Source organism: Solimonas soli DSM 21787, assembly GCF_000474945.1.
In the GTDB taxonomy this organism is placed as follows: domain Bacteria; phylum Pseudomonadota; class Gammaproteobacteria; order Nevskiales; family Nevskiaceae; genus Solimonas; species Solimonas soli.
This window is the reverse complement of record NZ_AXDW01000001.1, coordinates 496,831-517,404: the sequence shown is the minus strand read 5'-3', so window position 1 is coordinate 517,404 and position 20,574 is coordinate 496,831. Positions and strand designations below refer to the sequence as shown.

General features: G+C 68.0%; 17 protein-coding genes. 12 read left to right on the top strand and 5 right to left on the bottom strand.

Annotation, left to right across the window (positions count from 1 at the left end):
- Positions 1-54 precede the first annotated feature (54 nt).
- Together K344_RS19755 and K344_RS19750 are read right to left on the bottom strand one after the other, a co-directional pair.
- A complete protein-coding gene (locus K344_RS19755) occupies positions 55-1,773 on the bottom strand; it encodes an Aq_1262 family (lipo)protein (protein WP_051361790.1) in 1,719 nt (572 codons plus the stop codon).
- 65 nt (positions 1,774-1,838) lie between these two features.
- Positions 1,839-3,587: a PhoX family protein gene (locus K344_RS19750; protein ID WP_051361789.1), complete on the bottom strand. Its 1,749-nt coding sequence runs from the start codon at positions 3,585-3,587 to the stop codon at positions 1,839-1,841.
- A gap of 193 nt (positions 3,588-3,780) precedes the next feature.
- On the opposite strand from K344_RS19750, the gene K344_RS0102440 reads away from it, so the two are divergent.
- From K344_RS0102440 to K344_RS0102425, 4 genes are read left to right on the top strand one after another with little or no spacing between them, the layout of a single operon-like run.
- Positions 3,781-5,028, top strand: a complete 1,248-nt coding sequence (locus K344_RS0102440; RefSeq protein ID WP_028079343.1) for a lipoprotein-releasing ABC transporter permease subunit — start codon at positions 3,781-3,783, stop codon at positions 5,026-5,028.
- The gene (gene lolD / locus K344_RS0102435) at positions 5,021-5,806 is read left to right on the top strand and encodes a lipoprotein-releasing ABC transporter ATP-binding protein LolD (RefSeq protein ID WP_084196835.1); all 786 of its coding nucleotides are present in this window, start codon (positions 5,021-5,023) and stop codon (positions 5,804-5,806) included. The genes K344_RS0102440 and lolD overlap by 8 nt, the downstream gene beginning before the upstream one ends.
- Positions 5,761-8,154, top strand: a complete 2,394-nt coding sequence (locus K344_RS19745; protein ID WP_084196833.1) for a DNA internalization-related competence protein ComEC/Rec2 — start codon at positions 5,761-5,763, stop codon at positions 8,152-8,154. The genes lolD and K344_RS19745 overlap by 46 nt, the downstream gene beginning before the upstream one ends.
- A 33-nt stretch (positions 8,155-8,187) precedes the next feature.
- On the top strand, positions 8,188-8,676 hold the full coding sequence (locus K344_RS0102425; protein ID WP_028079341.1) for a DUF3592 domain-containing protein: 489 nt from the start codon (positions 8,188-8,190) through the stop codon (positions 8,674-8,676).
- Between the two features lie 44 nt (positions 8,677-8,720).
- Here the strand turns inward: K344_RS0102425 and hisI are convergent, their stop codons facing one another.
- The 3 genes from hisI to K344_RS0102410 all read right to left on the bottom strand — a co-directional run bounded on the left by hisI (position 8,721) and on the right by K344_RS0102410 (position 10,894).
- Entirely contained in the window at positions 8,721-9,197 is a 477-nt protein-coding gene (hisI, locus tag K344_RS0102420; RefSeq protein ID WP_028079340.1) for a phosphoribosyl-AMP cyclohydrolase, read from the bottom strand.
- 140 nt (positions 9,198-9,337) lie between these two features.
- Entirely contained in the window at positions 9,338-9,997 is a 660-nt protein-coding gene (locus tag K344_RS23785; protein WP_157622717.1) for a hypothetical protein, read from the bottom strand.
- 54 nt (positions 9,998-10,051) lie between these two features.
- Positions 10,052-10,894, bottom strand: coding sequence for a 6-carboxytetrahydropterin synthase (locus tag K344_RS0102410; RefSeq protein ID WP_028079339.1), 843 nt, complete (start codon positions 10,892-10,894; stop codon positions 10,052-10,054).
- Positions 10,895-10,985: 91 nt separating this feature from the next.
- Here K344_RS0102410 and K344_RS0102405 point away from each other — a divergent pair, with 91 nt between their 5' ends.
- The 8 genes from K344_RS0102405 (at position 10,986) to K344_RS0102370 (ending at position 20,571) form a co-directional block, all read left to right on the top strand.
- Positions 10,986-11,522: an SRPBCC family protein gene (locus tag K344_RS0102405; protein WP_028079338.1), complete on the top strand. Its 537-nt coding sequence runs from the start codon at positions 10,986-10,988 to the stop codon at positions 11,520-11,522.
- Positions 11,523-11,612: 90 nt separating this feature from the next.
- Complete coding sequence (gene gltX / locus K344_RS0102400) at positions 11,613-13,031, top strand: glutamate--tRNA ligase (RefSeq protein ID WP_028079337.1); 1,419 nt, start codon at positions 11,613-11,615, stop codon at positions 13,029-13,031.
- A gap of 21 nt (positions 13,032-13,052) precedes the next feature.
- On the top strand, positions 13,053-14,960 hold the full coding sequence (gene thrS / locus K344_RS0102395; RefSeq protein WP_028079336.1) for a threonine--tRNA ligase: 1,908 nt from the start codon (positions 13,053-13,055) through the stop codon (positions 14,958-14,960).
- Positions 14,961-14,999: 39 nt separating this feature from the next.
- Positions 15,000-15,851 carry a M23 family metallopeptidase gene (locus K344_RS0102390; protein WP_028079335.1) on the top strand — a complete coding sequence of 284 codons (852 nt, stop codon included), beginning with the start codon at positions 15,000-15,002 and terminating at the stop codon, positions 15,849-15,851.
- Between the two features lie 214 nt (positions 15,852-16,065).
- Entirely contained in the window at positions 16,066-18,429 is a 2,364-nt protein-coding gene (locus tag K344_RS0102385) for a TonB-dependent receptor (RefSeq protein ID WP_028079334.1), read from the top strand.
- Positions 18,430-18,442: 13 nt separating this feature from the next.
- Positions 18,443-19,123 (top strand): Fe2+-dependent dioxygenase, encoded by a 681-nt coding sequence (locus tag K344_RS0102380; protein ID WP_028079333.1) that lies wholly within the window; start codon positions 18,443-18,445, stop codon positions 19,121-19,123.
- A gap of 2 nt (positions 19,124-19,125) precedes the next feature.
- Positions 19,126-19,803, top strand: a complete 678-nt coding sequence (locus K344_RS0102375; RefSeq protein ID WP_051361786.1) for an energy transducer TonB — start codon at positions 19,126-19,128, stop codon at positions 19,801-19,803.
- A 27-nt stretch (positions 19,804-19,830) separates the two neighbouring features.
- Positions 19,831-20,571 carry a MotA/TolQ/ExbB proton channel family protein gene (locus tag K344_RS0102370; protein WP_028079331.1) on the top strand — a complete coding sequence of 247 codons (741 nt, stop codon included), beginning with the start codon at positions 19,831-19,833 and terminating at the stop codon, positions 20,569-20,571.
- The last annotated feature ends 3 nt before the right edge of the window (positions 20,572-20,574 follow it).

The following is a 20,574-nucleotide window of genomic DNA, read 5'->3' as shown; positions in this document are numbered from 1 at the left end:
CCATTCGGGAGATTCACCCAGCGTTGCGGGTGTTTCCGCAGCGCGACCGCGGCCTTATTGCACGGCGAGACGCGGCGCCGGCAGCGGCGTTTCGATGCCGGTCGGCGCGTTCTGCTCGACTTCCTGCCACATGTTGTGCGCCGGCCGCAGGATGGCGTCGCGGCCGTGCGCGAACGACTGCTCGCGCACGATCAGCCAGTAGGCCTTGTCGAGCGCCAGGGCGCGCTCGCGCGACGGCAGCATCAGCGTCGACAGATCGGTCTTCAGCTTTTCGAAGGCGTCGGCACGCGGCGTGCCGTCGGCGGCGAAGAAGCGCGTCCGCACCTCGTCGTTGGCGCGGTATTCGTCGCCCGCCGCGTTGTTGTACAGGTAGGTCGCGAACTCGGGCTGGCCGTCGGCCCGCAGCGGGTCGGGCAGGGCGCGGAACGGCTGCGCGTCCCAGTGGTACCAGCCGCGGGCCGTGCCGCCCTGCAGCTTGCGCGAGAACGAGAACACGGTGTCGTCGGTCGCCGACAGGCCGCCGTGGCAGCCGAGGCAGAACTGCGATTCCTCCTGGGTCTGCGGCCGCAGGCGGCCGCGCGCATCCTCGATGAAGCCCTGGTAGGCCCAGCCGAGCTTGCTTTGCATGCCGCGTTCCGGATCGCCGAAATATTGCTCGGGCTCGTCCGGCGACAGCGCCGCTTCCTTGGTCTCGATGATCGCCTGGTTGCGCAGCGCCGAATACGACACCCAGCGCAGCTTGCGGCTGTAGCGCAGTTCCTTCATGCGCGGCGCCGGCACCACGCTGCCGTCGGCGGCGACGTCGAGATAACGCACGCTGTGCAGGAATTCCGTGCCTTCGGGGAACAGGCCGGCGGCGGCGTGCAGGCGGCCGGCGTCCTGCTCGAGCCGGGCGCGACCGACGTAGGACATGAAGCGCTTCTGCAGCGGCGCCCAGTCGTAGACGATGCGCGTCGCCTTGGCGAGCCGGCCATCACGGTCGAGATCGCTGCCCAGCGCGCGTTCGTCGCTGGCGTCGATGGCGATGTCCGCGCGCCGCACCAGGCTTTCGACGATCGCCAGATTGATCTTGTAGACCGTCTCGTCCGGCGTGCCGTCCTCGCGTTCGCGGAAGGCGGCCGGCAGGCGGATCAGCACGTCGTCGAAGGCGCCGTTGGTCGGCATGAAGCTGCCGGGAAACGGGAAGTAGGCGAAGGCGCGCCAGCCGGTCGGCCGATCGTTCGCGTCGCGGTCGAAGCCCTGCGCGTCGAAGCGGAAGGCGGCGTCGGGAAGATAGCCGCCCCAGCGGCCGTCGCCGTTGACGTCCCAGGCCTTCGGCAGGTGCGTCAGGCGTTCGACCAGTTCGATGCGGCCGCGGGCGTCGCGGTAGTTGTCGGTGCGCACATGGCGCAGGGCTTCGTCGTCGCCGATCGCCGCGATGGCGGCGCCGCGGTCGACGAAGAAATTGGCCCAGGTGTTCGGTGTCTTGCCGTCGCGCTGCAGCGAAGGGAAGGCGTAGCTCAGCTGGTTCTCCGGCTGGCTCTGGTAGTTCGGTTCCTGCGCGTCGGCGTGGCAGACGTAGCAGGGATTCTGCACCTTGCCGTCGGCATCCCGCGTGCGCGTGTAGCACTGCGGCGGAATGTTGGCGATGCGGCTGACGTCCGGCTTGCTGCGCAGCGTGACGCCACTGTCGTCGCGCCGCTCGCAGGCGCCGAGCAGGCAGGCGATGACGAGCGTGGCGAGCAGCGTCGCGGCTGCGGCGGGTCGGGAGGCGGGGATCAGGGAGTTCGACATGGATTCGTAAAACAAAAAGGTTCCGGCGCGCGAACGCGCCGGAACCGGGTGCGGCCCGATGATGCTTACTGGTGCGGCGCCAGGGCGCCGATGTAGCCGAAATACGAGTGCTTGTCGGCCGCGTCCTCCAGCTTGGACTGGTCGCTTTCGCCGTACGGGTGCTGCACGACGGCGACGATGTAGCCGAAGTCGTTGACGTCCGGGTAGTAGTACAGCGAGGTCGTTTCCGCGCCGTAGGGCGTCGAGGCGATGCGCGTCAGGGTGTTGGCCTCGACGTTGTACGCCCACACCACGTCGTTCTGGTGCGCGCTCGAGGCATCCTCGCCGATCAGCAGCGTCTTCTGTCCGGGCATGAAGCTGATGTTGTCCGGGTTGCCGATGCCGTTCACGTCGCAGGTGTTGCCGGCGAAGACACTCTCGGCCGGGTAGGTCGTGCTGGTGCCGCGCAGCACGCCGCTGGCCTTGGTGATCATGTAGTTGGCGTCGACGTCATAGGCGTAGACCGTGCCGCAGCTTTCCTTGGCGACCTGGATATCGCCCTTGGCGTCGGACATCTGGCCGCTGGTGTCGCTGTAGGCCACGTAGACCTTCTTGCCATCCGGGTCGAAGGTGATGCCTTCTTCCTTCTTGAACTCGGTGGTCGCGCCCTTGAGCGCCGCGTAAGTGCGCGTTTCGAGGAAGGCGGCGGCCTTCTCCATGCCGGTCTTGAGCTTGAGGCACTTCGGCACCACGGCGTCGCCGTCGGAGGCGTCGACGTAGGTGAAGCCGGCGGCGCAGGCGCCGGCGGTGACGGTGCCAACCTCGAAAATGTCGGTGAACTTGGTGCCGGCATCGATCAGCGTTTCGACTTCGGCGTCGGTGGCGGTGCCCAGCTCGACCCAGCTGATGTCGGCGGCGGCCAGCGGCGAAGTGGCCGGCTTGGTGCCGGTCTGCGTCCACTTGGCGGCGTACAGCGTGCCGCCGGTCAGCTGGCCGGCGGTGGTGGCGACATAGCGGAAGAAGCCGACGTTGCTGCCGTCGTCGGTTTCATAGACGGTCTTCTGGTCCGGCATCACGTATGACAACTCGTGCGCGAAGCGTCCCATCGAGTAGTGCTTGGTCGGCGTCGCCGTGCCGTCTTCCTTGACCGCGACTTCGACCGGGAAACCGTAGTAGTACGGATTCACCGTGTCGCCGTAGGGGACCATGGTCTTGACGCGGCCGGTGGCGCCATTGATGGCGTCCGGCTCGTACTCTTCGGAGCCGAGGTGCGTGTTCCACGGCGTGACCGAACCCGCGCAGGGGTTCCAGATGCCGTGGATGCTGGACAGGTCGATGGCCGTGGTCTTGGTGGCCGACAGCTTGCCGGTCGCTTTGTCCTGCGCCAGTTCGGTCAGGTACATGGCGCCCGGCTGGCTCTCGAACTGCGAGACCGCGAACAGCTTGCGGCCGACCTTGAGGATCGACGAGAAGTCGTTCGAATCGAGAATGGCGCTCGATCCGTCATCGGCCAGGATCGGCTGCATGTGCTTGTCGAGCTGCAGGCCGAAGGTGTTCAGGTCGGCGCTGCTGCCGCGCTGCTCGCCCGAGCGCAGGATCGTCACGTAGCCGGTCTCGCGCGTCTCGCCGTCGACCGTCGCGAAATCGGTGCCGTAGACCTGGCGCTTGGCGGCGTCGGTGGTGGCGACGTCGACGGGCGCGAAGAGGGTGGCCTTGGCATTGTCCGGCGTGTCGTTGTTGTCGTCGTCGCTGCACGCGGCGAGCGCGAACGCGCCGACGAAGGCGCAGGCGGTGAGAAGGCCGGCGCCGAGCGGGCGCGGTGACAGGTTCTGCATGGTGACTCCCTGGGTCGCTTACGAAGATGAGCTGCCTGGCGCGCCCGTGCATGCGGACGCTGCCGAGAGCCGTACCGTAGCCGCACGCAATTGCGAGCCCGTGAAGCTTGTGTGACCGTCTTGTCAGTTTTCTGCGTGGCGGCCCGTCCTTCGCTGGCACGAATCGTCGGCCTTGTGGTCCAATTGCCCACTTATGCGTAACCCCTACGAGCTGTTCGCCGGCCTGCGCTACACGCGCGCCAAGCGGCGCAACCACTTCATTTCCTTCATTTCGGCGGCGTCGATGGCCGGCATCGCGATCGGCGTGACGGCGCTGATCACGGTGCTGTCGGTGATGAACGGCTTCGAGCGCGAGCTGCGCACGCGCATTCTCGGCATGGCCTCGCACGCGACCATCTCGGCCTATCGCGGCGGCCTCGAAGACTGGCCGGGCGTTGCCAAGCTGGCGAAGCAGAACAAGGAGATCGAGGCGGTCGCGCCGTACATCGAGGGCGAAGGCATGGTGAAGGTCGGCTCCGACCTGTCCGGCACCATGCTGCGCGGCGTGATTCCGGCCGAGGAAGGCCGCGTTTCGGAGATCGACCAGCACATGAAGGCCGGCAGCTTCGAGTCGCTGACGCCGGGCTCCTACAACATCGTGCTCGGCTCGGAACTCGCCGAATCGCTGGGCGCGACGATCGGCGACAAGATCGACCTGATGATCCCGCAGGCCTCGGTGACGCCGGCCGGCGTGCTGCCGCGCTTCCGCCGCTTCACGGTCAGCGGCATCTTCCGCGTCGGCATGTACGAGTTCGACCGCGGCCTGGTGCTGATCAACCTGCAGGATGCGCAGGCCCTGCTGCGCATGGGCGATTCCGTGACCGGCGTGCGCCTCAAGCTCCACGACCTGTTCGCGGCGCCGCGCGTGGCGCGCGACCTCGCCAACCAGCTGCCCGGCATCTATTACATTTCGGACTGGACACGCAGCCATGCCAACTTCTTCCGCGCCGTGGCCACCGAGAAGATGGTGATGTTCATCATCCTCTCGCTGATCGTCGGCGTGGCCGCCTTCAACATCGTCTCGACGCTGGTCATGGTCGTGCAGGACAAGCAGGCCGACATCGCCATCCTGCGCACGCTCGGCGCGACGCCGCGCTCGATCATGGCGATCTTCATGGTGCAGGGCTCGATCATCGGCTTCGTCGGCACCTTCTTCGGCGTTTTCTTCGGCGTCCTGCTGGCGCTCAATGTCGAGACCCTGGTGCCGCTGCTCGAGCAGCTGACCCACCATCAGTTCCTCGCGCCGGACGTCTACTACATCAGCGATCTGCCCTCGGAGCTGAAGCTCTCCGATGTCATCCGCATCGGCAGCCTGTCGCTGGTGCTCGGCCTCGTATCGACCCTGTACCCCGCCTGGCGCGCCTCGCGCGTGCAGCCGGCGGAGGCGCTCCGTTATGAATGACGTGACCGGTGCAGTAACCGATGCAGCGAGCACACTACTCGATGCCGGCGGATTCGCTTCGCGTGGTGGTAACGCACAGGCGGGCAGCGGCGACGGCGCCATCATTCGCGCGACCCAGCTCGGCAAGACCTTCGACGACGGCCGTCTGCGGCTCGAGGTGCTGAAGGACATCGATCTGCGCATCGGCCGGGGCGAGCGCGTCGCCATCGTCGGTGCCAGCGGCAGCGGCAAGTCGACCTTGCTGCACTGCCTCGGCGGGCTCGATGCGCCGACGGCGGGCGGGGTCTGGGTCGCCGGCGAGAACATGTCGGCGCTGAGCGACGCGGCGCGCGGCCGCCTGCGCAACGCGGCGCTCGGCTTCGTCTACCAGTTCCACCATCTGCTGCCGGAATTCACGGCGCTCGAGAACGTGGCGATGCCGCTGCTGATCCGCCGTACGCCGCTGCGCGAAGCGCAGGAGCGCGCGACCGATCTGCTGACGCGCGTCGGCCTCGGCGCGCGTTTGCAGCACAAGCCGGGCGAGCTGTCGGGCGGCGAGCGCCAGCGCGCGGCCGTGGCGCGCGCGCTGGTGACGCGGCCGGCCTGTGTGCTCGCCGACGAGCCGACCGGCAATCTCGATACCAGGACGGCCGAGCGCGTGTTCGACCAGATGCTCGAGCTCAATCGCGAGCTCGGCACCAGCCTCGTCGTCGTCACCCACGATCTGCATCTGGCCAGCCGCATGGATCGCGTATGGACGCTGGACAGCGGCACGCTGGTCGAGACGTCCGTGTCCTGACGCTTGCCTTCACGGCGGGCGTGCTGCTGGTGCACGCCCTGCCGTCGCTGCTGCCGCTGCCGGCGCTGTGCGGGCTCGCCGCGCTCGCGCTTCTGCCCTGGTGCGGCCGCGCATGCCTGCTCGCCCTGGTGCTGGGCCTCGCGCTGACCACGCTGCATGCCGGACGACTGCGCGAGCATCGGTGGCCGGAGTCGCGCTACAACGAGGAGCGCTGGATCGAGGGCGTCGTCGCTTCGGTGCCGGAGCGCGCCGTCGACCGCGGCGAGGGCGGCGAGCCGACGCAGACCTGGCGTTTCACGTTCGCGCCGCGTGCGGAAGCCGGGCTGCCGTCGCGCATCCGCGTCTCCTGGTATCGCGCCGACACCGTGCTGGCCGGCGCTCAGTGCTGGCGTCTGCGCCTGCGCCTGCGTGCGCCGCATGGTTCCCTGAACCCGGACGGCTTCGATTACGAGGCCTGGCTGTTTCGCCAGCATCTCGGCGCGACGGCGACGGTGCGCGGGGCCGAGCCCTGCGGCAGCGCCGCCGGCTGGCCGGTGCTCGAGCTGCGCCAGGCCTGGAGCGATCGCATCGACCACGCGGCCGGCCGGCGACCGGGCGCTGCGCTGCTCAAGGCCCTGACGATCGGCGTGAGCTCGGATCTGCGCGATGCCGACTGGGACGTGTTCCGCCTCACCGGCACCACGCATCTGATCGCGATTTCCGGCTTCAATCTCGCTCTGGCCGCCGGCTTCGCGTTCTTCGTGCTGCGCTGGGCCTGGGCCAGCGTGCCGGGCCTCGCCCTGCGCATGCCGGCGCAGCGCTTCGCCTTGTACGGCTCGGCGCTGGTGGCCTGCGCCTGCGCGGCGCTGGCCGGCTTCGAGGCGCCGGTGGCGCGCGCCCTGTTCATGCTGCTGGTGCTGCTGGTCGCGGCGCTGCTGCACCGCACGGCGCAGCCGAGCCGCGCACTCGCGCTGGCCTGGGCGGCGATCGTCATCGCCGATCCCTGCGCGGTGATGGCGCCGGGCCTGTGGCTGTCGTTCGCGGCGGTGGCGGCGATCTTCTATCTCGCCGGCGGCCGCTGGCGCCCGGAAGCGCCCTGGCGCGCGGCGATCCGCGTGCAGCTGTTCCTGAGCCTCGCGCTGGCGCCGCTCGGCGTCTGGTATTTCCACGGTCTGGCCTGGGCCGCGCCGTTCGTCAACCTGCTCGCCGTGCCGCTGTTCGCGGTGCTGACGCCGGCGCTGCTGCTGGTCACGCTCGTCGGCGCGCTGTCGATGCCGGCCGCGCAGTTCCTGCTGCCGGCCTGCGCCAAGCTGCTCGAGTACGTGCTCGCCGCGCTCGCCGCCGTCGCCGCGCACGCGCCGCAGGCCTGGTGGCCGATGGCCCTGCCGCCGACGGCGCTGCTGCTGGCCCTGATCGGCGCTGTCCTGCTGTTCGCGCCGTCCGGCCTGCCGCTGCGTCCGGCCGGCCTGCTGTGCCTGCTGCCGCTGCTCTGGCCGCCGGTCGCGCCGCTGCGCGGCGCGCTCGAGGTCAGCGTGCTCGATGTCGGGCAGGGGCTCGCGGTACTGGTGCGCACCGCGCGGCACAGCCTGCTGTTCGATGCCGGGCCGGCCTACGACGAGGGCTTCGATGCCGGCGCCTCGGTGGTCGCGCCCTACGTGCTCGGCCGCGGCCTGCGCGACATCGATCTGCTGCTGCTGTCGCACGGTGACAACGATCACGCCGGCGGCGTGCCGGCCGTGCGCCGCCTGCTGAACGTGCGCAGTGAACTCGGTACCGACCGTGCGCCGCCCTGCGGCGACGGCCAGCAGTGGGAGTGGGATGGCGTGCGCTTCACGGTCCTGGGGCCGGGCGCGTCGGCCGGCGCGGCCGCCAAGGGTTCGCGGCGCGGCCTCGATTCCGACAACAACCGCTCCTGCGTGCTGAAAATCGAAGCGCCGCCCGCGGCGGGCGGTTTTTCGGCGCTGCTGCCCGGCGACATCGAGCGCGCCGCCGAGCAGCGCCTGCTCGATGCGCATGGCGAGGCGCTGCGCGCCGATCTGCTGATCGCGCCGCATCACGGCAGCGCCAGTTCGTCGAGCGCCGCGTTCATCGCCGCCGTGCGTCCGCAACTCGTCGTTTTCCCCAGCGGCTGGCACAACCGTTTCAACCATCCGCGCCCCGAGGTCGTGCGTCGCTACGCGGACTGCGGCGCGCGCCTGCTGATGACCGGCGAGGACGGCGCGCTCATCGTCGCCGGCGCCGCCGGCGCGCTGCGGGTCGAGCGCTGGCGGCTGCGGGCGAGCCATTTCTGGAATGCCGATCCGGCCGCCGATGCCTACTGGCGGCGCGCCGCGGCGTCGCTGCCGGCCGCACCCTGCGCGGCGCCGTAGACTCGCGCCGGGGAGTGCGCGCCGGGAGGGGGCATGGACGACCGTTTCGAGCGGTTCGAGGAACAGTTCCGGCGCAGCGAACGCCAGTCGCGGCGGCTGACCGGCAGCCTGCTGCTGGCGGTGTCGCTGCCGCCGCTGCTGATCGCGCTATGGCTGGCGACGAACGTGCTGCGCCAGCAATTCTTCGGCGCGCGGGCGCCGGGCGAGGTCGTCGAGATCAGCGGCGACGTGCCGACGCTGATCGTCGAGTTCGACGCGGGCGGCGGCGAGCGGCGGCGCGTCGAAAGCGCCGGCTCGGATCTGTACCGCCATTACGCCGTCGGCGATCGCGTGACGGTGCTGTTCGACCCGCAGAAGCCGCAGGACGCGACGCTCGACCTGTTCGTCGAAACCTGGCTGCTGCCGGCGCTGCTCGGCGGCTTCGGCGGCTTCTTCGCCCTGCCGCTGCTGTTCATGCCGGGCCTGCGGCCCTGGCGGCGCGAGCGCGAAGAATCGCCGCGCCGCGGTTCGGTGATCGAGTAGGGTCGCCGGCGAACGGCCGCGGGCCGCCGGCCGTTACGGCAGCCTCACAGCTGCGTCGGGTTCGGCGCGTCGCCGTAGACGGCCTTCGGATCGAAAGCCTTCTCGCTTTCCTCGAAGTGCAGTTCGCGCACCGCCGGGCCTTCGCCGGTCGGCACCGAGCGATAGAAGCAGGAGCGATAGCCGACGTGGCAGCTGGCGTCGCCGATGACGTCGACGCGCAGCCAGACGGCGTCCTGATCGTCGTCGATGCGCAGCTCGACGATCTTCTGCACGAGGCCCGAAGTCGCGCCCTTGTGCCAGATGGTCTGGCGCGAGCGCGAGTAGTAGTGCGCTTCGCCGGTGGCGATCGTCAGGCGCAGCGCTTCGGCATTCATGTAGCCGAGCATCAGCACTTCGCCGTTGTGCGCCGCCGTCGTCACGCAGGGCAGCAGGCCGTGCTCGTCGAATTTCGGCGCGAGTTCGCGGCCTTCTTCGACTTGTTCGACGGTGACACGCGGGAAGAAATGGATGTCGGTAGCCATGATGAAGCGATCACGAAGCGGGGCTCGGGTCCCCCGGGCAGATCGCCAATCACGAAGCCGAAACGGCAAGGCCGCCCGAAAGGGCGGCCTTTATATCACAAGCCGATCGGGAAAACCCCGGCGCGGCGGGCCGCATTCCGTCAGTTGAGACGTTCGCTGCGATCGTGCAGGCGCGCCGCGGGGAAGCGCACGCTCTGCTCGCGTTGCGCCGGCGCGCGCTGCACGCCCGGCGCGGGCGTGCTCATGCGCGGATTGCCGGGACGATCCATGATCGGCCGGCTCGGCTGCGCCGGATTGCCGACGTGGACGTCCGGGCGACCCGGGCGGTCGTGGTTCCAGCCGCCGCCGTTGTCGGGGCGCTGCGGAGCGTTGCCGACCTGGCCGGGGCGGCCCGGGCGGCCCGGACCGTCGTAGCCGCCATGATGGCCGTGGCCGTCGTGATCATGATCGTGGTCATGGTCATGGTCATGGTCATGGTCGTGATCATGATCGCCGCGCGGCGGGCGGCCGTAGACCGGATAGTAATGATCGCGCGTGTAGACGTAGGTCGCGCTCGAGCCGCCGTAGTAGCCCGGACCGTAGTAGTACGGGCCGCCGTAGTAATAAGGACTGCCGTAATAGTAGGGCGCGCCGTCGTACACCTCGGCGCTCACCGAGGCGCTGCCCGCATAGCCGCCGACGTAGCCGTAGTCCACCCCCGGACGGGGCGGGTTTTCGACGATACAGCCGCTCAGCGACCAGGCTCCGCAGGTGATGGCACCGAGGAGGCCGAGGCGAATCTTGGACGGACGTTTGCTCATGGCCAGCACTCTAGCGCAGGCCATTGAATGGCGCCTGAACCCCGGGAGCGGCGGCTACCGCTGGTCCTGCGCGACCGCACCTTTCATCACCCCTTCATAGGCGCGGACACTGACCGAGCGGCCGGGCCTTCGGGCGGCGAGCTGCGCCGCGAGGTGCGCGGCAATCTGTTCGACCGTGGTGTCGGTGTCGAGCAGGTCGCAGCGGCTCGCCGGCAGCGCCAGCTCGTAGTCGCCTTCGCCGCTGCGGTAAGCGAACCGGATGCGCGCCGCGTCGCGTTCGACGATGTCGGCGCGCGTGCCGAGGTAGATATCGGTCCAGCGCCGCGCCACGTCGGCTTCCAGTCCGGCGTCGCGAGCGCCGTCGACGCGCACCTCGAGACGCGAGCGGTGGCCGTGCGCGATGCGCTGGCAGAGGCCGGCATGCTTCTTCAGGCCATGCACGTAGTGGTAGAAGGCGCCGTCGATGCGTTCGCTGCGCAGCGCCACCGTCAGCGCGCGGACATTGGCCGGCAGCTCGGCCCGCAGCCGCTGTCGCAGATGGGCGACCAGCGCATCGGAGGTGACGGCGTCGGTGTCCAGCAGCACGACCGCGGCGGCCGGCGAGCGGTGTTCGTAGAGCCCCTGCCGGCTCTCGAAGCGCAAGCACAGGGCCTCGCCTTCGGTTCGCGATTGCAGCCCGGACGCGCGCCGCGGGACCAGCAGCGCGTGGTCGACGCTGCCGTCGATGGCGCGCTTCAGGCGCTTCTTGACCTCGCCGAAGTCGAGCACCATGGATTGCGCGTCGAGGTCTCCGTCGAGTTCGATGTCGACGATCCAGCTCTCGCCGACCAGGCCGCGCGTCGCGTCGAGGTAGGCGCAATCGATGACGGTCAGCTGTTCGACGAAGAGGCGGGACATGGGATGCATAGTGTAAGGGGCGGCGAGGGTACGGATCGCCACGGCGGCGTCAAGCGTGCGAAGCTCCGTCCGGACTTGGGGAGGGGCAGACATGCGAATCGGCACCTGCATCGTACTGGCGCTGGGTCTCGGCGGCTCCGGCACGGCCGGCGCCGAGGTGAAGTCGGTCGCCGTCACCGGCTTCGCGATCGAGCAGACGCTGACGCTGAAGGCGGCGCCGGACCAGGTCTACGACGCGCTGGTGGACGTCGGCCGCTGGTGGGACGGGGCGCACAGCTACTCGGGCAAGGCCGATCATCTGCGCATCGAGCCGCGCGCCGGCGGCTGCTTCTGCGAGCGGCTCGACGCCGGCGGCAGCGTGCTGCACGCGACGGTGGTGTTCGCCGCGCGTCCGCAGCTGCTGCGCATGAGCGGCGCTTTCGGGCCGCTGCAGAGCATGGGCGTCAGCGGCGCCGCCAGCTGGGAGATCGGCGCGGCCGGCACCGGCAGCACGCTGAAATTCAGCTACGCGGTCGGCGGCTATGCCGGCGGCACGTCTTTCGAGCAACTGGCGCCGATGGTCGATGGCATGTTCGCCGGCCAGATGGCGCGCCTGAAGTCCTACGTCGAGCGCGGTCGGCCCGATTGACGGCGGTTTTCCTGCGGGCGCCACAGGCGTGGTTTAAAATCCCGCGCTTTCCGCGGCTTATGCCCCGCGCTTTCCGGATTTTCGCTCGACATGACCGTCGTCACCCGCTTCGCGCCGTCGCCGACCGGCTACCTGCACATCGGCGGCGCGCGCACCGCGCTGTTCTCGTATCTCTACGCCAAGCGCCATGGCGGCAAGTTCCTGCTGCGCATCGAGGACACCGACCGCGAGCGCTCCACGCAGGAAGCCGTCGATGCGATCTTCGAAGGCATGGCCTGGCTGAACCTGAAGTCGGATTTCGCCGAGATCTACCAGACGCAGCGCTTCGATCGCTACCGGGAAGTGGTGCAGCAGATGCTCGCCGCCGGCACGGCCTATCACTGCTACGCCTCGAAGGAAGAACTCGACGCGATGCGCGCCGAGCAGATGGCACGCAAGGAAAAGCCGCGCTACGACGGCCGCTGGCGCCCCGAGCCGGGCAAGACCCTGCCGCCGGTTCCGGCGGGCGTGCAGCCGGTCGTGCGCTTCAGGAATCCGGGCGAGGGCCAGGTCGTCATCCGCGACCTGATCAAGGGCGAGATCGTCTTCGACAACAAGGAACTCGACGATCTCATCATCGCCCGCGCCGACGGTGTGCCGACCTACAACTTCTGCGTCGTCGTCGATGACTGGGACATGGGCATCACGCACGTGATCCGCGGCGACGACCACGTTAACAACACGCCGCGCCAGATCAACATCCTCAAGGCGCTCGGCGCGACACCGCCGGCGTATGCGCACGTGTCGATGATCCTCGGCGCCGACGGCGCCAAGCTGTCGAAGCGCCACGGCGCGCTCAGCGTCACCGAGTACCGCGCCATGGGCTTCATGCCGGAGGCGCTGCTGAACTATCTCGTGCGCCTCGGCTGGAGCCACGGAGACCAGGAGCTGTTCACGCGCGAGGAGATGATCGCGAAGTTCGACTTCGACCATGTTTCGGCGAGCCCGGCGCGCTTCGACATGGAGAAGGCCTGGTGGGTCAACCACCAGTACCTGAAGATCACCGACCCGGCCATCATCGCGCCGGAGTTCGACTGGCATCTGCGCCGTATCGGCGTCGATCCGGCCAACGGTCCGGATTTGAAGGCCGTCATCGAGCAGCAGCGTGAGCGCTGCCGCTCGCTGGTCGAGATGGCCGAGAAGTCGAAGTTCTTCTACGCCGAACTCGACGGCTACGACGACAAGGACGCCGCCAAGCATCTGACGCCGGACGGTGCGGCGGTGCTCGACGAACTGGCGACCGCGCTCGAAGCGCTGCCCGAATGGACGGCAGCGGCGCTGCACACGGCGGTCAACGGTTACGCGGAAAGCAAAGAGCTCGGCCTCGGCAAGGTCGCGCAGCCGATTCGCGTCGCCGTCGTCGGCATGGCGATCTCGCCGCCGATCGACCAGACCCTGTTCCTGCTCGGGCGGCAGCGAACGCTCGCGCGGCTGAAGGCCGCCGTGAGCTACGTTCGCAACAAATCCTGAATCCGCATTCCGAAGAACACCATGTCCATTCAAGTCACCTTTCCGGACGGCAGCGTCAAGGCGTTCGACGCACCCGTCACCGGCCTTGCCATCGCGCAGGGCATCTCGCCCGGCCTCGCCAAGAAAGCGGCCGTCATTTCGGTCAACGGCGAGCTGTGGGACCTGACGCGGCCGATCGACCGCGACGCGAAGATCAGCATCATCACCCGCGACAAGCCGGAAGCGCTCGAAGTGATCCGCCACGACGCCGCGCACGTGCTCGCGCAGGCGGTGCAGGAGCTGTTCCCGGGCACGCAGATCACCTTCGGGCCGGCGACGGAGGTCGGCTTCTACTACGACTTCGCGCGCGAGACGCCGTTCACCGACGCCGATCTCGAGACGATCGAGGCGAAGATGCGCGAGATCGTCAAGCGCGATCTGCCGATCACCCGCGAGGTGTGGCCGCGCGAGCAGGTCATCGCCTACTTCGACGAGCACGGCGAGGCTTTCAAGTCCGAGTGGGTCAAGGAAGGCATCGCGCCGGACGAGGAGATCACCATCTACAGGCAGGGCCCGAACTGGCTCGACATGTGCCTGGGCCCGCATCTGCCGTCGACCGGCAAGCTCGGCAGCGCCTTCAAGCTGACCCGCGTCGGCGGCGTCTACTGGCGTGGCGATGCCAGCAACGCGCAGCTGCAGCGCATCTACGGCGTGGCGTTCGCCACCGACGACGAGCTGAAGGCGTATCTGAAGCAGGTCGAGGAGGCGGAGAAGCGCGATCACCGCAAGCTCGCCAAGCAGCTCGATCTCTTTCATCAGCAGGAAGAGGCGCCGGGCATGGTGTTCTGGCACCCGAAGGGCTGGGCGATCTGGCAGGCCGTCGAGCAGTACGTGCGCGGCGTCTACCGCAAGTCCGGCTATCAGGAAGTGCGCGGTCCGCAGATCATGGACGTCAGCCTTTGGAAGCGCTCCGGCCACTGGGACAACTACCACGAGAACATGTTCTTCACCGAGTCCGAGAAGCGGACCTATGCGGTGAAGCCGATGAACTGCCCGGGCCACGTGCAGATCTACAACGCCGGCCTGCATTCGTACCGCGATCTGCCGATCCGCTACGCCGAGTTCGGCGGCTGCCATCGCAACGAGCCGAGCGGCGCGCTGCACGGCATCATGCGCGTGCGGGCGTTCACGCAGGACGACGGCCACATCTTCTGCACGCCGGAGCAGGTCGAAGGCGAAGTGACCGCGTTCCATCAGCAGGCGATGGCGGTCTACACCGACTTCGGTTTCGACAAGATCGACGTCAAGCTGGCGCTGCGTCCGGACAAGCGCCTCGGCAGCGACGAAGCCTGGGATCGCGCCGAAAATGCCTTGCGTGGGGCGCTGCGCGCGGCGGGCGTGGAATGGACGGAATTGCCGGGCGAGGGCGCGTTCTACGGGCCGAAGATCGAATACCACCTCAAGGACTCGATCGGCCGCGCCTGGCAGGTCGGCACCATGCAGTTCGATCCGATGATGCCGGAGCGTCTCGACGCCTCGTACATCGACGAGAACTCGCAGCGCCAGCGGCCGATCATGCTGCATCGCGCGATCGTCGGTTCGATGGAGCGCTTCATCGGCATCCTGCTCGAACACCATGCCGGCAGCCTGCCCTTCTGGCTGTCGCCGGTGCAGGCGGTCGTCGCGCCGATCGTGTCGGACGCCGATGCTTACGCGAGCGAGGTCTGCGAAGCGTTCAAGGACGCCGGCCTGCGCGCGCAGACCGATCTGCGCAACGAGAAGATCAACTACAAGATCCGCGAGCACGCGCTGCAGAAAATCCCGGTGATCGTGGTCGTCGGACGCAAGGAGGCCGAAGAGCGCACGGTGACCTTGCGCTTCCGCGGCGTCGACGCGCAGGAGACGCTGCCGCTCGCCGAGGCGCTGCAGCGTCTGCGCGAGCTGCGCTAGTCTTCACGCGGAGACACGATCATCCGAAGAGGATTGCCGATGAGAATGCTGCGCCGCGCGATGTGGGCCTCGATGTTTCTCCTGGCCGCGTCGGCCGGCGCGGCGCGCGCGGCACAGAGCGTCGCGCCCGGCGTCGAGCTGCGCGGGACCTGGGAGCAGGGCGCGGTGCTCTACGGCCGTGCGCCGGTCGGCAGCAAGGTCTGGCTCGGCGAGCGCGAGCTGAAGCTGACGCCCGGCGGCGATTTCGTGTTCGGGCTCGACCGCGACGCGCCGGCCGAGGCCGAGCTGAAGGTGCAACTGCCCGGCCAGGCGCCGAAGACGCAGCGGTACCCGGTGGCCAGGCGCGAGTACGACATCCAGCGCATCGAAGGCCTGCCGCCGAAGATGGTGACACCGCCGCCCGAGGTGCTCGAGCGCATCAAGGCCGATCAGCGTGCGGTCGCGGCGGCACGCAAGATCGACAGCGGCGGTCTGGGATTTCTCGAATCCTTCGTGTGGCCGGCGACGGGGCGCATTTCCGGCGTGTTCGGCAGCCAGCGCATTCTCAACGGCGAGCCGAAGCAGCCGCACTACGGGGTCGACGTCGCCGTGCCGATCGGCACCGAGGTGCGCGCGCCGGCGGGCGGCGTCGTGGTGCTGGCCAATCCGGACATGTACTACACCGGCGGCACCTTGATGATCGACCACGGCTACGGCCTGCAGTCGGCCTTCCTGCATTTGTCGAAACTGCTGGTCGACGTGGGCCAGAGCGTCAAGCAGGGCGACGTCATTGCGCTGTCCGGCATGACGGGCCGCGCCACCGGACCGCATCTCGATTGGCGGACGAACTGGTACGACGCGCGCGTCGACGCGCAGAAGCTCGTGCCGCCGATGCCCGCCGCGGCGCCGTAAGCCGGGCTTCGCTTCGGGCGCTGGCGCGCCCTCCCGAACCGTGGATTGCATAAGGAACTGTTTTCGTTACGCCGCTCTTTAAGTGTTAACGATTCTCATATAGACTCTCATTGTTCCCCGGCGGCACGAACCCAGGGCAGGCGCTTCAGGCAGCGCGGGCGGGCGAACGGCGCGCGGCCGCAAGCCGCATCGAGAACCATTCAGGGAGTCGTTCATGAAGTTCCGCCTCAGTCCGATCGCGGTCGCCGTCCTGGCGGCGCACGCACTGCCCGCTGCCGCCCAGCAAGCCGCCGCCGCGCCGACCGCCGCACCGACCGCCGAAGAGCCCGCCAAGGAGCAGGCGACGCAGCTGCGCGAGGTGAAGGTCCAGGCCGAAATGCCGAGCGAGTACAAGGCGGCGCAGTCGGCCTCGCCGAAGTTCACCGAGCCGCTGCGCGACACGCCGCAGACCCTGGTCATCATTCCGAGCCAGGTCTACACCGATCAGGCGCAGACCTCGCTGCGCGATGTACTGCGCAACACTCCGGGCATCACGATCCAGCAGGGCGAAGGCGGCAGCGCGCCCGGCGACAACATCTACATCCGCGGCTTTTCGGCGCGTAACGACGTGTACATCGACGGCGTGCGCGATCCCGGCGTACTCAGCCGCGACACGTTCAATGTCGAGCAGGTCGAGGTCGCCAAGGGGCCGGCGTCGGCGATCAATGGCCGCGGCTCGACCGGCGGTGCAATCAACATCGTCAGCAAGAGCGCGCAACTCGAGCGCTTCGATCGCGCCGACTTCACTTATGGCTCGGCCGACTACCGGCGTGCGACGGTCGATCTCAATCAGCCGCTGAGCAGCGATTCCGCGCTGCGTCTCAATGGCATGTGGCAGGACTCGGGTGTCGAAGGGCGCGATGTCGTCAATAACAAGTACTGGGGATTCGCGCCTTCGCTGGCGCTAGGCCTCGGCGCGGCGAACACGTTCACGTTCAATTACGAGCACGTCGAACAGGACAACATTCCCGACTACGGCCTGCCGCTCAGCACGCCGGGCGTCAACGGCGGCGCGGCATCGGCCAGCAATCCGCCGGTGAGCCTGCGCGACCTCGACTGGAGCAATTTCTACGGCCTGAAGGATCGCGACTACGAGAAGATCAACAGCGATGTCGGCACGATCATCGCCGAGCACGCCTTCAACGATCGCTTCAAGCTGCGCAACACGACGCGCTACGGGCGCAACGATCGCGACGCCATTGTCACGCCGCCACGTGCCGTCACCGCCACGGCGACGGGTGGCATGAACGACCCCGGATACGATCCGAGCGTGCCGCAGATCCGCCGTACCGATACCAAGTATCAGGATCGTTACGACGAGATGTTTGCCAACCAGACGAACCTGACGATCGACTTTGCGACGGGTGTCGTCGAGCATAGTGTCGTTGCCGGCCTCGAGTTCTCGCGCGAGCACTCGGTGAACTACAGCAAGATCGACGCCTGCGTCGCGGGCAGCGGCGCGCCGGTCGTCGATCCCGCCGTCTGCGCCGGTGGCGCCCGCCCGCCGGTGACCAGCATCTACGATCCGAACCCGAATGATCCTTACGACCCGAGCGGCATCGCGCGCAGCGGGGCCTACTCGGATTCGACCGGCAATTCGACGGCGGCCTATGCCTTCGACACCCTGAAGATCGGCGAGCACTGGCAGGTGAGCGGCGGCTTGCGCTGGGAACGTTTCGACGTCGACGTCGACAACATCACGCTCGGCACGACGGCGGGCACGTTCAAGAGCGAGTCGCTCGGCCGCACCGACAACATGACGAGCTGGCGTCTCGGTGTGGTGTACAAGCCGATCGAGATCGCAAGCGTCTACGCTGCGGCGAGCACGTCGTTCAATCCGTCGGCCGATGGCAGCCAGGGTCTGGCCGCGAGTTCGGCGCTCAACAATGCCAACAACATCGACCTTACGCCAGAAAAGGCCAAGAACTACGAGATCGGCACGAAGTGGGATTTCTTCGATGAGCAGCTGTCGGTGACGGCGGCCCTGTTCCGTAGCCAGAAGTCCGACATCCGTACCAATGCCGTCGATCCGACATCGGGCACGACATTCACGATCAATGCCGGTGACCAGCGCGTGCAGGGCTTCGAGCTGAGCTTTGCCGGCAACATCACTCGCGAATGGGCGGTCTTCGGCGGCTACGCCTACATGGATAGCGAGGTGCAGGAATCCGCGGTCGTCACCGAACTCGGCAATGAGCTGCAATACACGCCGAAGCAGACGGCGAGCCTGTGGACCACTTACGAACTGCCGCTGCGCATCACCGTCGGTGCGGGTGCGCAGTACACGGGCAAGTACGAGTTCTCCAACACCAGCCTCGATCCGGCTGGTGTGAACTACGAAAACCAGCGTTACGTCGAATCGCAGACCGAGTACTGGACGTACAACGCGATGGCGTCCTACGACGTCACGCGGCAGGTCGGCCTGCGCGTCAACGTCAACAATCTCAGCGACGAGAAGTATGTCGAGCGCGGGTACAGCGGCCATTTCACGCCGGGCGCAGGTCGTACGGTGCTGGCCACGCTGAGTCTCAAGTTCTGAGCGGAGACGCGCCATGCTGATCACCATTCCGCAAGTACTGGATGCCGAGCAGGTGGCGCAGGCGCGCCGCCTGCTCGAAGGCGCGGAATGGGGTGACGGCAAGATGACCGCCGGCGTGCAGTCGGCGAAAGCGAAGCGCAATACGCAGGTGCCCGAAGATCATCCCGTCGCCCGCGAGGTCGGCGGGATGATCCTGCGGGCGCTCGGCAATACGCCGCTGTTCACCTCGGCGGCCCTGCCGGCGCAGGTCTTCCCGCCCTTGTTCAATCGCTACGAAGCCGGCCAGGAATTCGGCACGCATATCGACAACGCGATTCGCCACCATCGCCCGACCGGCCTGCGCATCCGCACCGATCTGTCGGCGACCCTGTTCATCTCGCATCCCGAGCAGTACGACGGCGGCGAGCTGGTGGTCGAGGACACGTATGGCGTGCACCGCGTGAAACTGCCCGCGGGCCACATGGTGCTGTACCCGGCGAGCAGCCTGCACCATGTCAGGCCGGTCACGCACGGCGTGCGCCTGGCTTCGTTCCTGTGGATTCAGAGCATGGTGCGCGACGATGGCCAGCGCACGTTGCTGTTCGACCTCGACAATGCCGTGCAACGACTCGGGCACGACGTGCCCGATCACCCGACCGTAGTCCAGCTGACCGGCATCTATCACAACCTGATCCGCCGCTGGGCGGACGTTTGACGATGACGGCCTCTCTCGCGATGCCGAGTTACCTGCGCACGCGCCGCGCGATCGACCCGCGCCATGCCGCGGCCTTCGGCCTGATCGCCGCCTTGCACGTCGCGGCGCTGGCGGCGCTGTTCATCGCACGCGATGCGCCGCGGCCGCCGCAGGCGATCCAGCCGATGATGGTCACGTTCATCTCCGAAGCGCCGCCGCGGCCGGAACCGGCGCCACCGCCGCCCGAAACGCTCAAGCCGAAGCCGCAGCCGAAGATGATCGCCACGCCGAAGCCGACGCCGGCGGCGATCACGGCGCCGCCGCTCGACGAGCCGACGGTGGACGAGAGGCCGGTCGAGCAGGCGCCGCCGACGCCGGCACCCGCAGCGCCGGCCGCGCCGCCGGAGACGGTGCCGCCGAATTTCGTCGCGGCCTATCTCAACAATCCGGGACCGAAGTATCCGCAGATGTCGATGAAGCTGCGCGAGCAGGGCACGGTGATGCTGCTGGTGCTGGTCAGCGCGGAAGGTCGCGCCGACAAGGTCACGGTCGAATCGAGCAGCGGCCACTCGCGCCTCGACGACGCCGCGATCGACGTCGTCAAGCGCTATTGGCGCTTCGTGCCCGCGAAGCAGGGCGACAAAGCCGTGGCGGCCTGGGTCAAGGTGCCGATCACGTTCGAACTCAATCAGAAGCGCTGACAACGGCGCTGCGCAAACGGTAAACACATGGACGCAACGCAAGGTCTCGGCTTCGGCCACTTCTTCGCACAGGCCGACTTCGTCGCCCGGACGATTCTGCTGATCATGCTGCTGGCGTCGGTGACGAGCTGGTATCTGATCGTCACCAAGGCCATCGCCAATGCACGCGCGCGCCGTCGCAGCGAACGCTTTCTCGACTTTTTCTGGAACGCACCGTCGCTCAACGAAGTGGCCGTGCATCTCGAAGGCGAACATCCGGACGAGCCGTTCTCGCACCTCGCCTATCACGGCATTCTCGCCAGCCGTCACCACGAGCGGCACGGCATCAATCGTCTCAACGAGGCCGGCAGCTCCAGCGACTTCGTCACGCGCACGCTGCGCAAGACGATCGACGAGGAGACCGCGAAGATGGAATCGGGCCTGACGATTCTCGCCTCGGTCGGTTCGACGGCGCCGTTCGTGGGCCTGTTCGGCACGGTCTGGGGCATTTACCACGCGCTGATGGCGATCGGCATGTCCGGCGCCGGCACGCTCGACAAGGTCGCCGGTCCGGTCGGCGAGGCGCTGATCATGACGGCGATCGGCCTGGCGGTCGCGATTCCGGCAGTGCTCGGCTACAACTTCATCGTGCGCGCCAACCGCGTCACGCTGGCGCAGCTCGATGCCTTCGCGCATGACCTGTTCGCCTTCCTCGCGACCGGCGCCAAGATCGACACGGCGGTGTCGGCGCAGGTCACGCCGATCAAGACCGCGGCGCCGCGCAGCTGAGGT

Bases quoted from the DNA above. Each gene is read 5' to 3' on its own strand.
- K344_RS0102425 (WP_028079341.1), top strand. From the start codon at position 8,188: ATGGACGACCGTTTCGAGCGGTTCGAGGAACAGTTCCGGCGCAGCGAA.
- K344_RS0102440 (WP_028079343.1), top strand. From the start codon at position 3,781: ATGCGTAACCCCTACGAGCTGTTCGCCGGCCTGCGCTACACGCGCGCC.
- K344_RS19745 (WP_084196833.1), top strand. From the start codon at position 5,761: ATGGACGCTGGACAGCGGCACGCTGGTCGAGACGTCCGTGTCCTGACG.
- K344_RS0102375 (WP_051361786.1), top strand. From the start codon at position 19,126: ATGACGGCCTCTCTCGCGATGCCGAGTTACCTGCGCACGCGCCGCGCG.
- hisI (WP_028079340.1), bottom strand. From the start codon at position 9,197: ATGGCTACCGACATCCATTTCTTCCCGCGTGTCACCGTCGAACAAGTC.
- K344_RS23785 (WP_157622717.1), bottom strand. From the start codon at position 9,997: ATGAGCAAACGTCCGTCCAAGATTCGCCTCGGCCTCCTCGGTGCCATC.
- K344_RS0102405 (WP_028079338.1), top strand. From the start codon at position 10,986: ATGCGAATCGGCACCTGCATCGTACTGGCGCTGGGTCTCGGCGGCTCC.
- gltX (WP_028079337.1), top strand. From the start codon at position 11,613: ATGACCGTCGTCACCCGCTTCGCGCCGTCGCCGACCGGCTACCTGCAC.
- K344_RS0102370 (WP_028079331.1), top strand. From the start codon at position 19,831: ATGGACGCAACGCAAGGTCTCGGCTTCGGCCACTTCTTCGCACAGGCC.
- K344_RS19750 (WP_051361789.1), bottom strand. From the start codon at position 3,587: ATGCAGAACCTGTCACCGCGCCCGCTCGGCGCCGGCCTTCTCACCGCC.
- K344_RS0102380 (WP_028079333.1), top strand. From the start codon at position 18,443: ATGCTGATCACCATTCCGCAAGTACTGGATGCCGAGCAGGTGGCGCAG.
- K344_RS0102390 (WP_028079335.1), top strand. From the start codon at position 15,000: ATGAGAATGCTGCGCCGCGCGATGTGGGCCTCGATGTTTCTCCTGGCC.
- thrS (WP_028079336.1), top strand. From the start codon at position 13,053: ATGTCCATTCAAGTCACCTTTCCGGACGGCAGCGTCAAGGCGTTCGAC.
- K344_RS0102385 (WP_028079334.1), top strand. From the start codon at position 16,066: ATGAAGTTCCGCCTCAGTCCGATCGCGGTCGCCGTCCTGGCGGCGCAC.
- lolD (WP_084196835.1), top strand. From the start codon at position 5,021: ATGAATGACGTGACCGGTGCAGTAACCGATGCAGCGAGCACACTACTC.
- K344_RS19755 (WP_051361790.1), bottom strand. From the start codon at position 1,773: ATGTCGAACTCCCTGATCCCCGCCTCCCGACCCGCCGCAGCCGCGACG.
- K344_RS0102410 (WP_028079339.1), bottom strand. From the start codon at position 10,894: ATGTCCCGCCTCTTCGTCGAACAGCTGACCGTCATCGATTGCGCCTAC.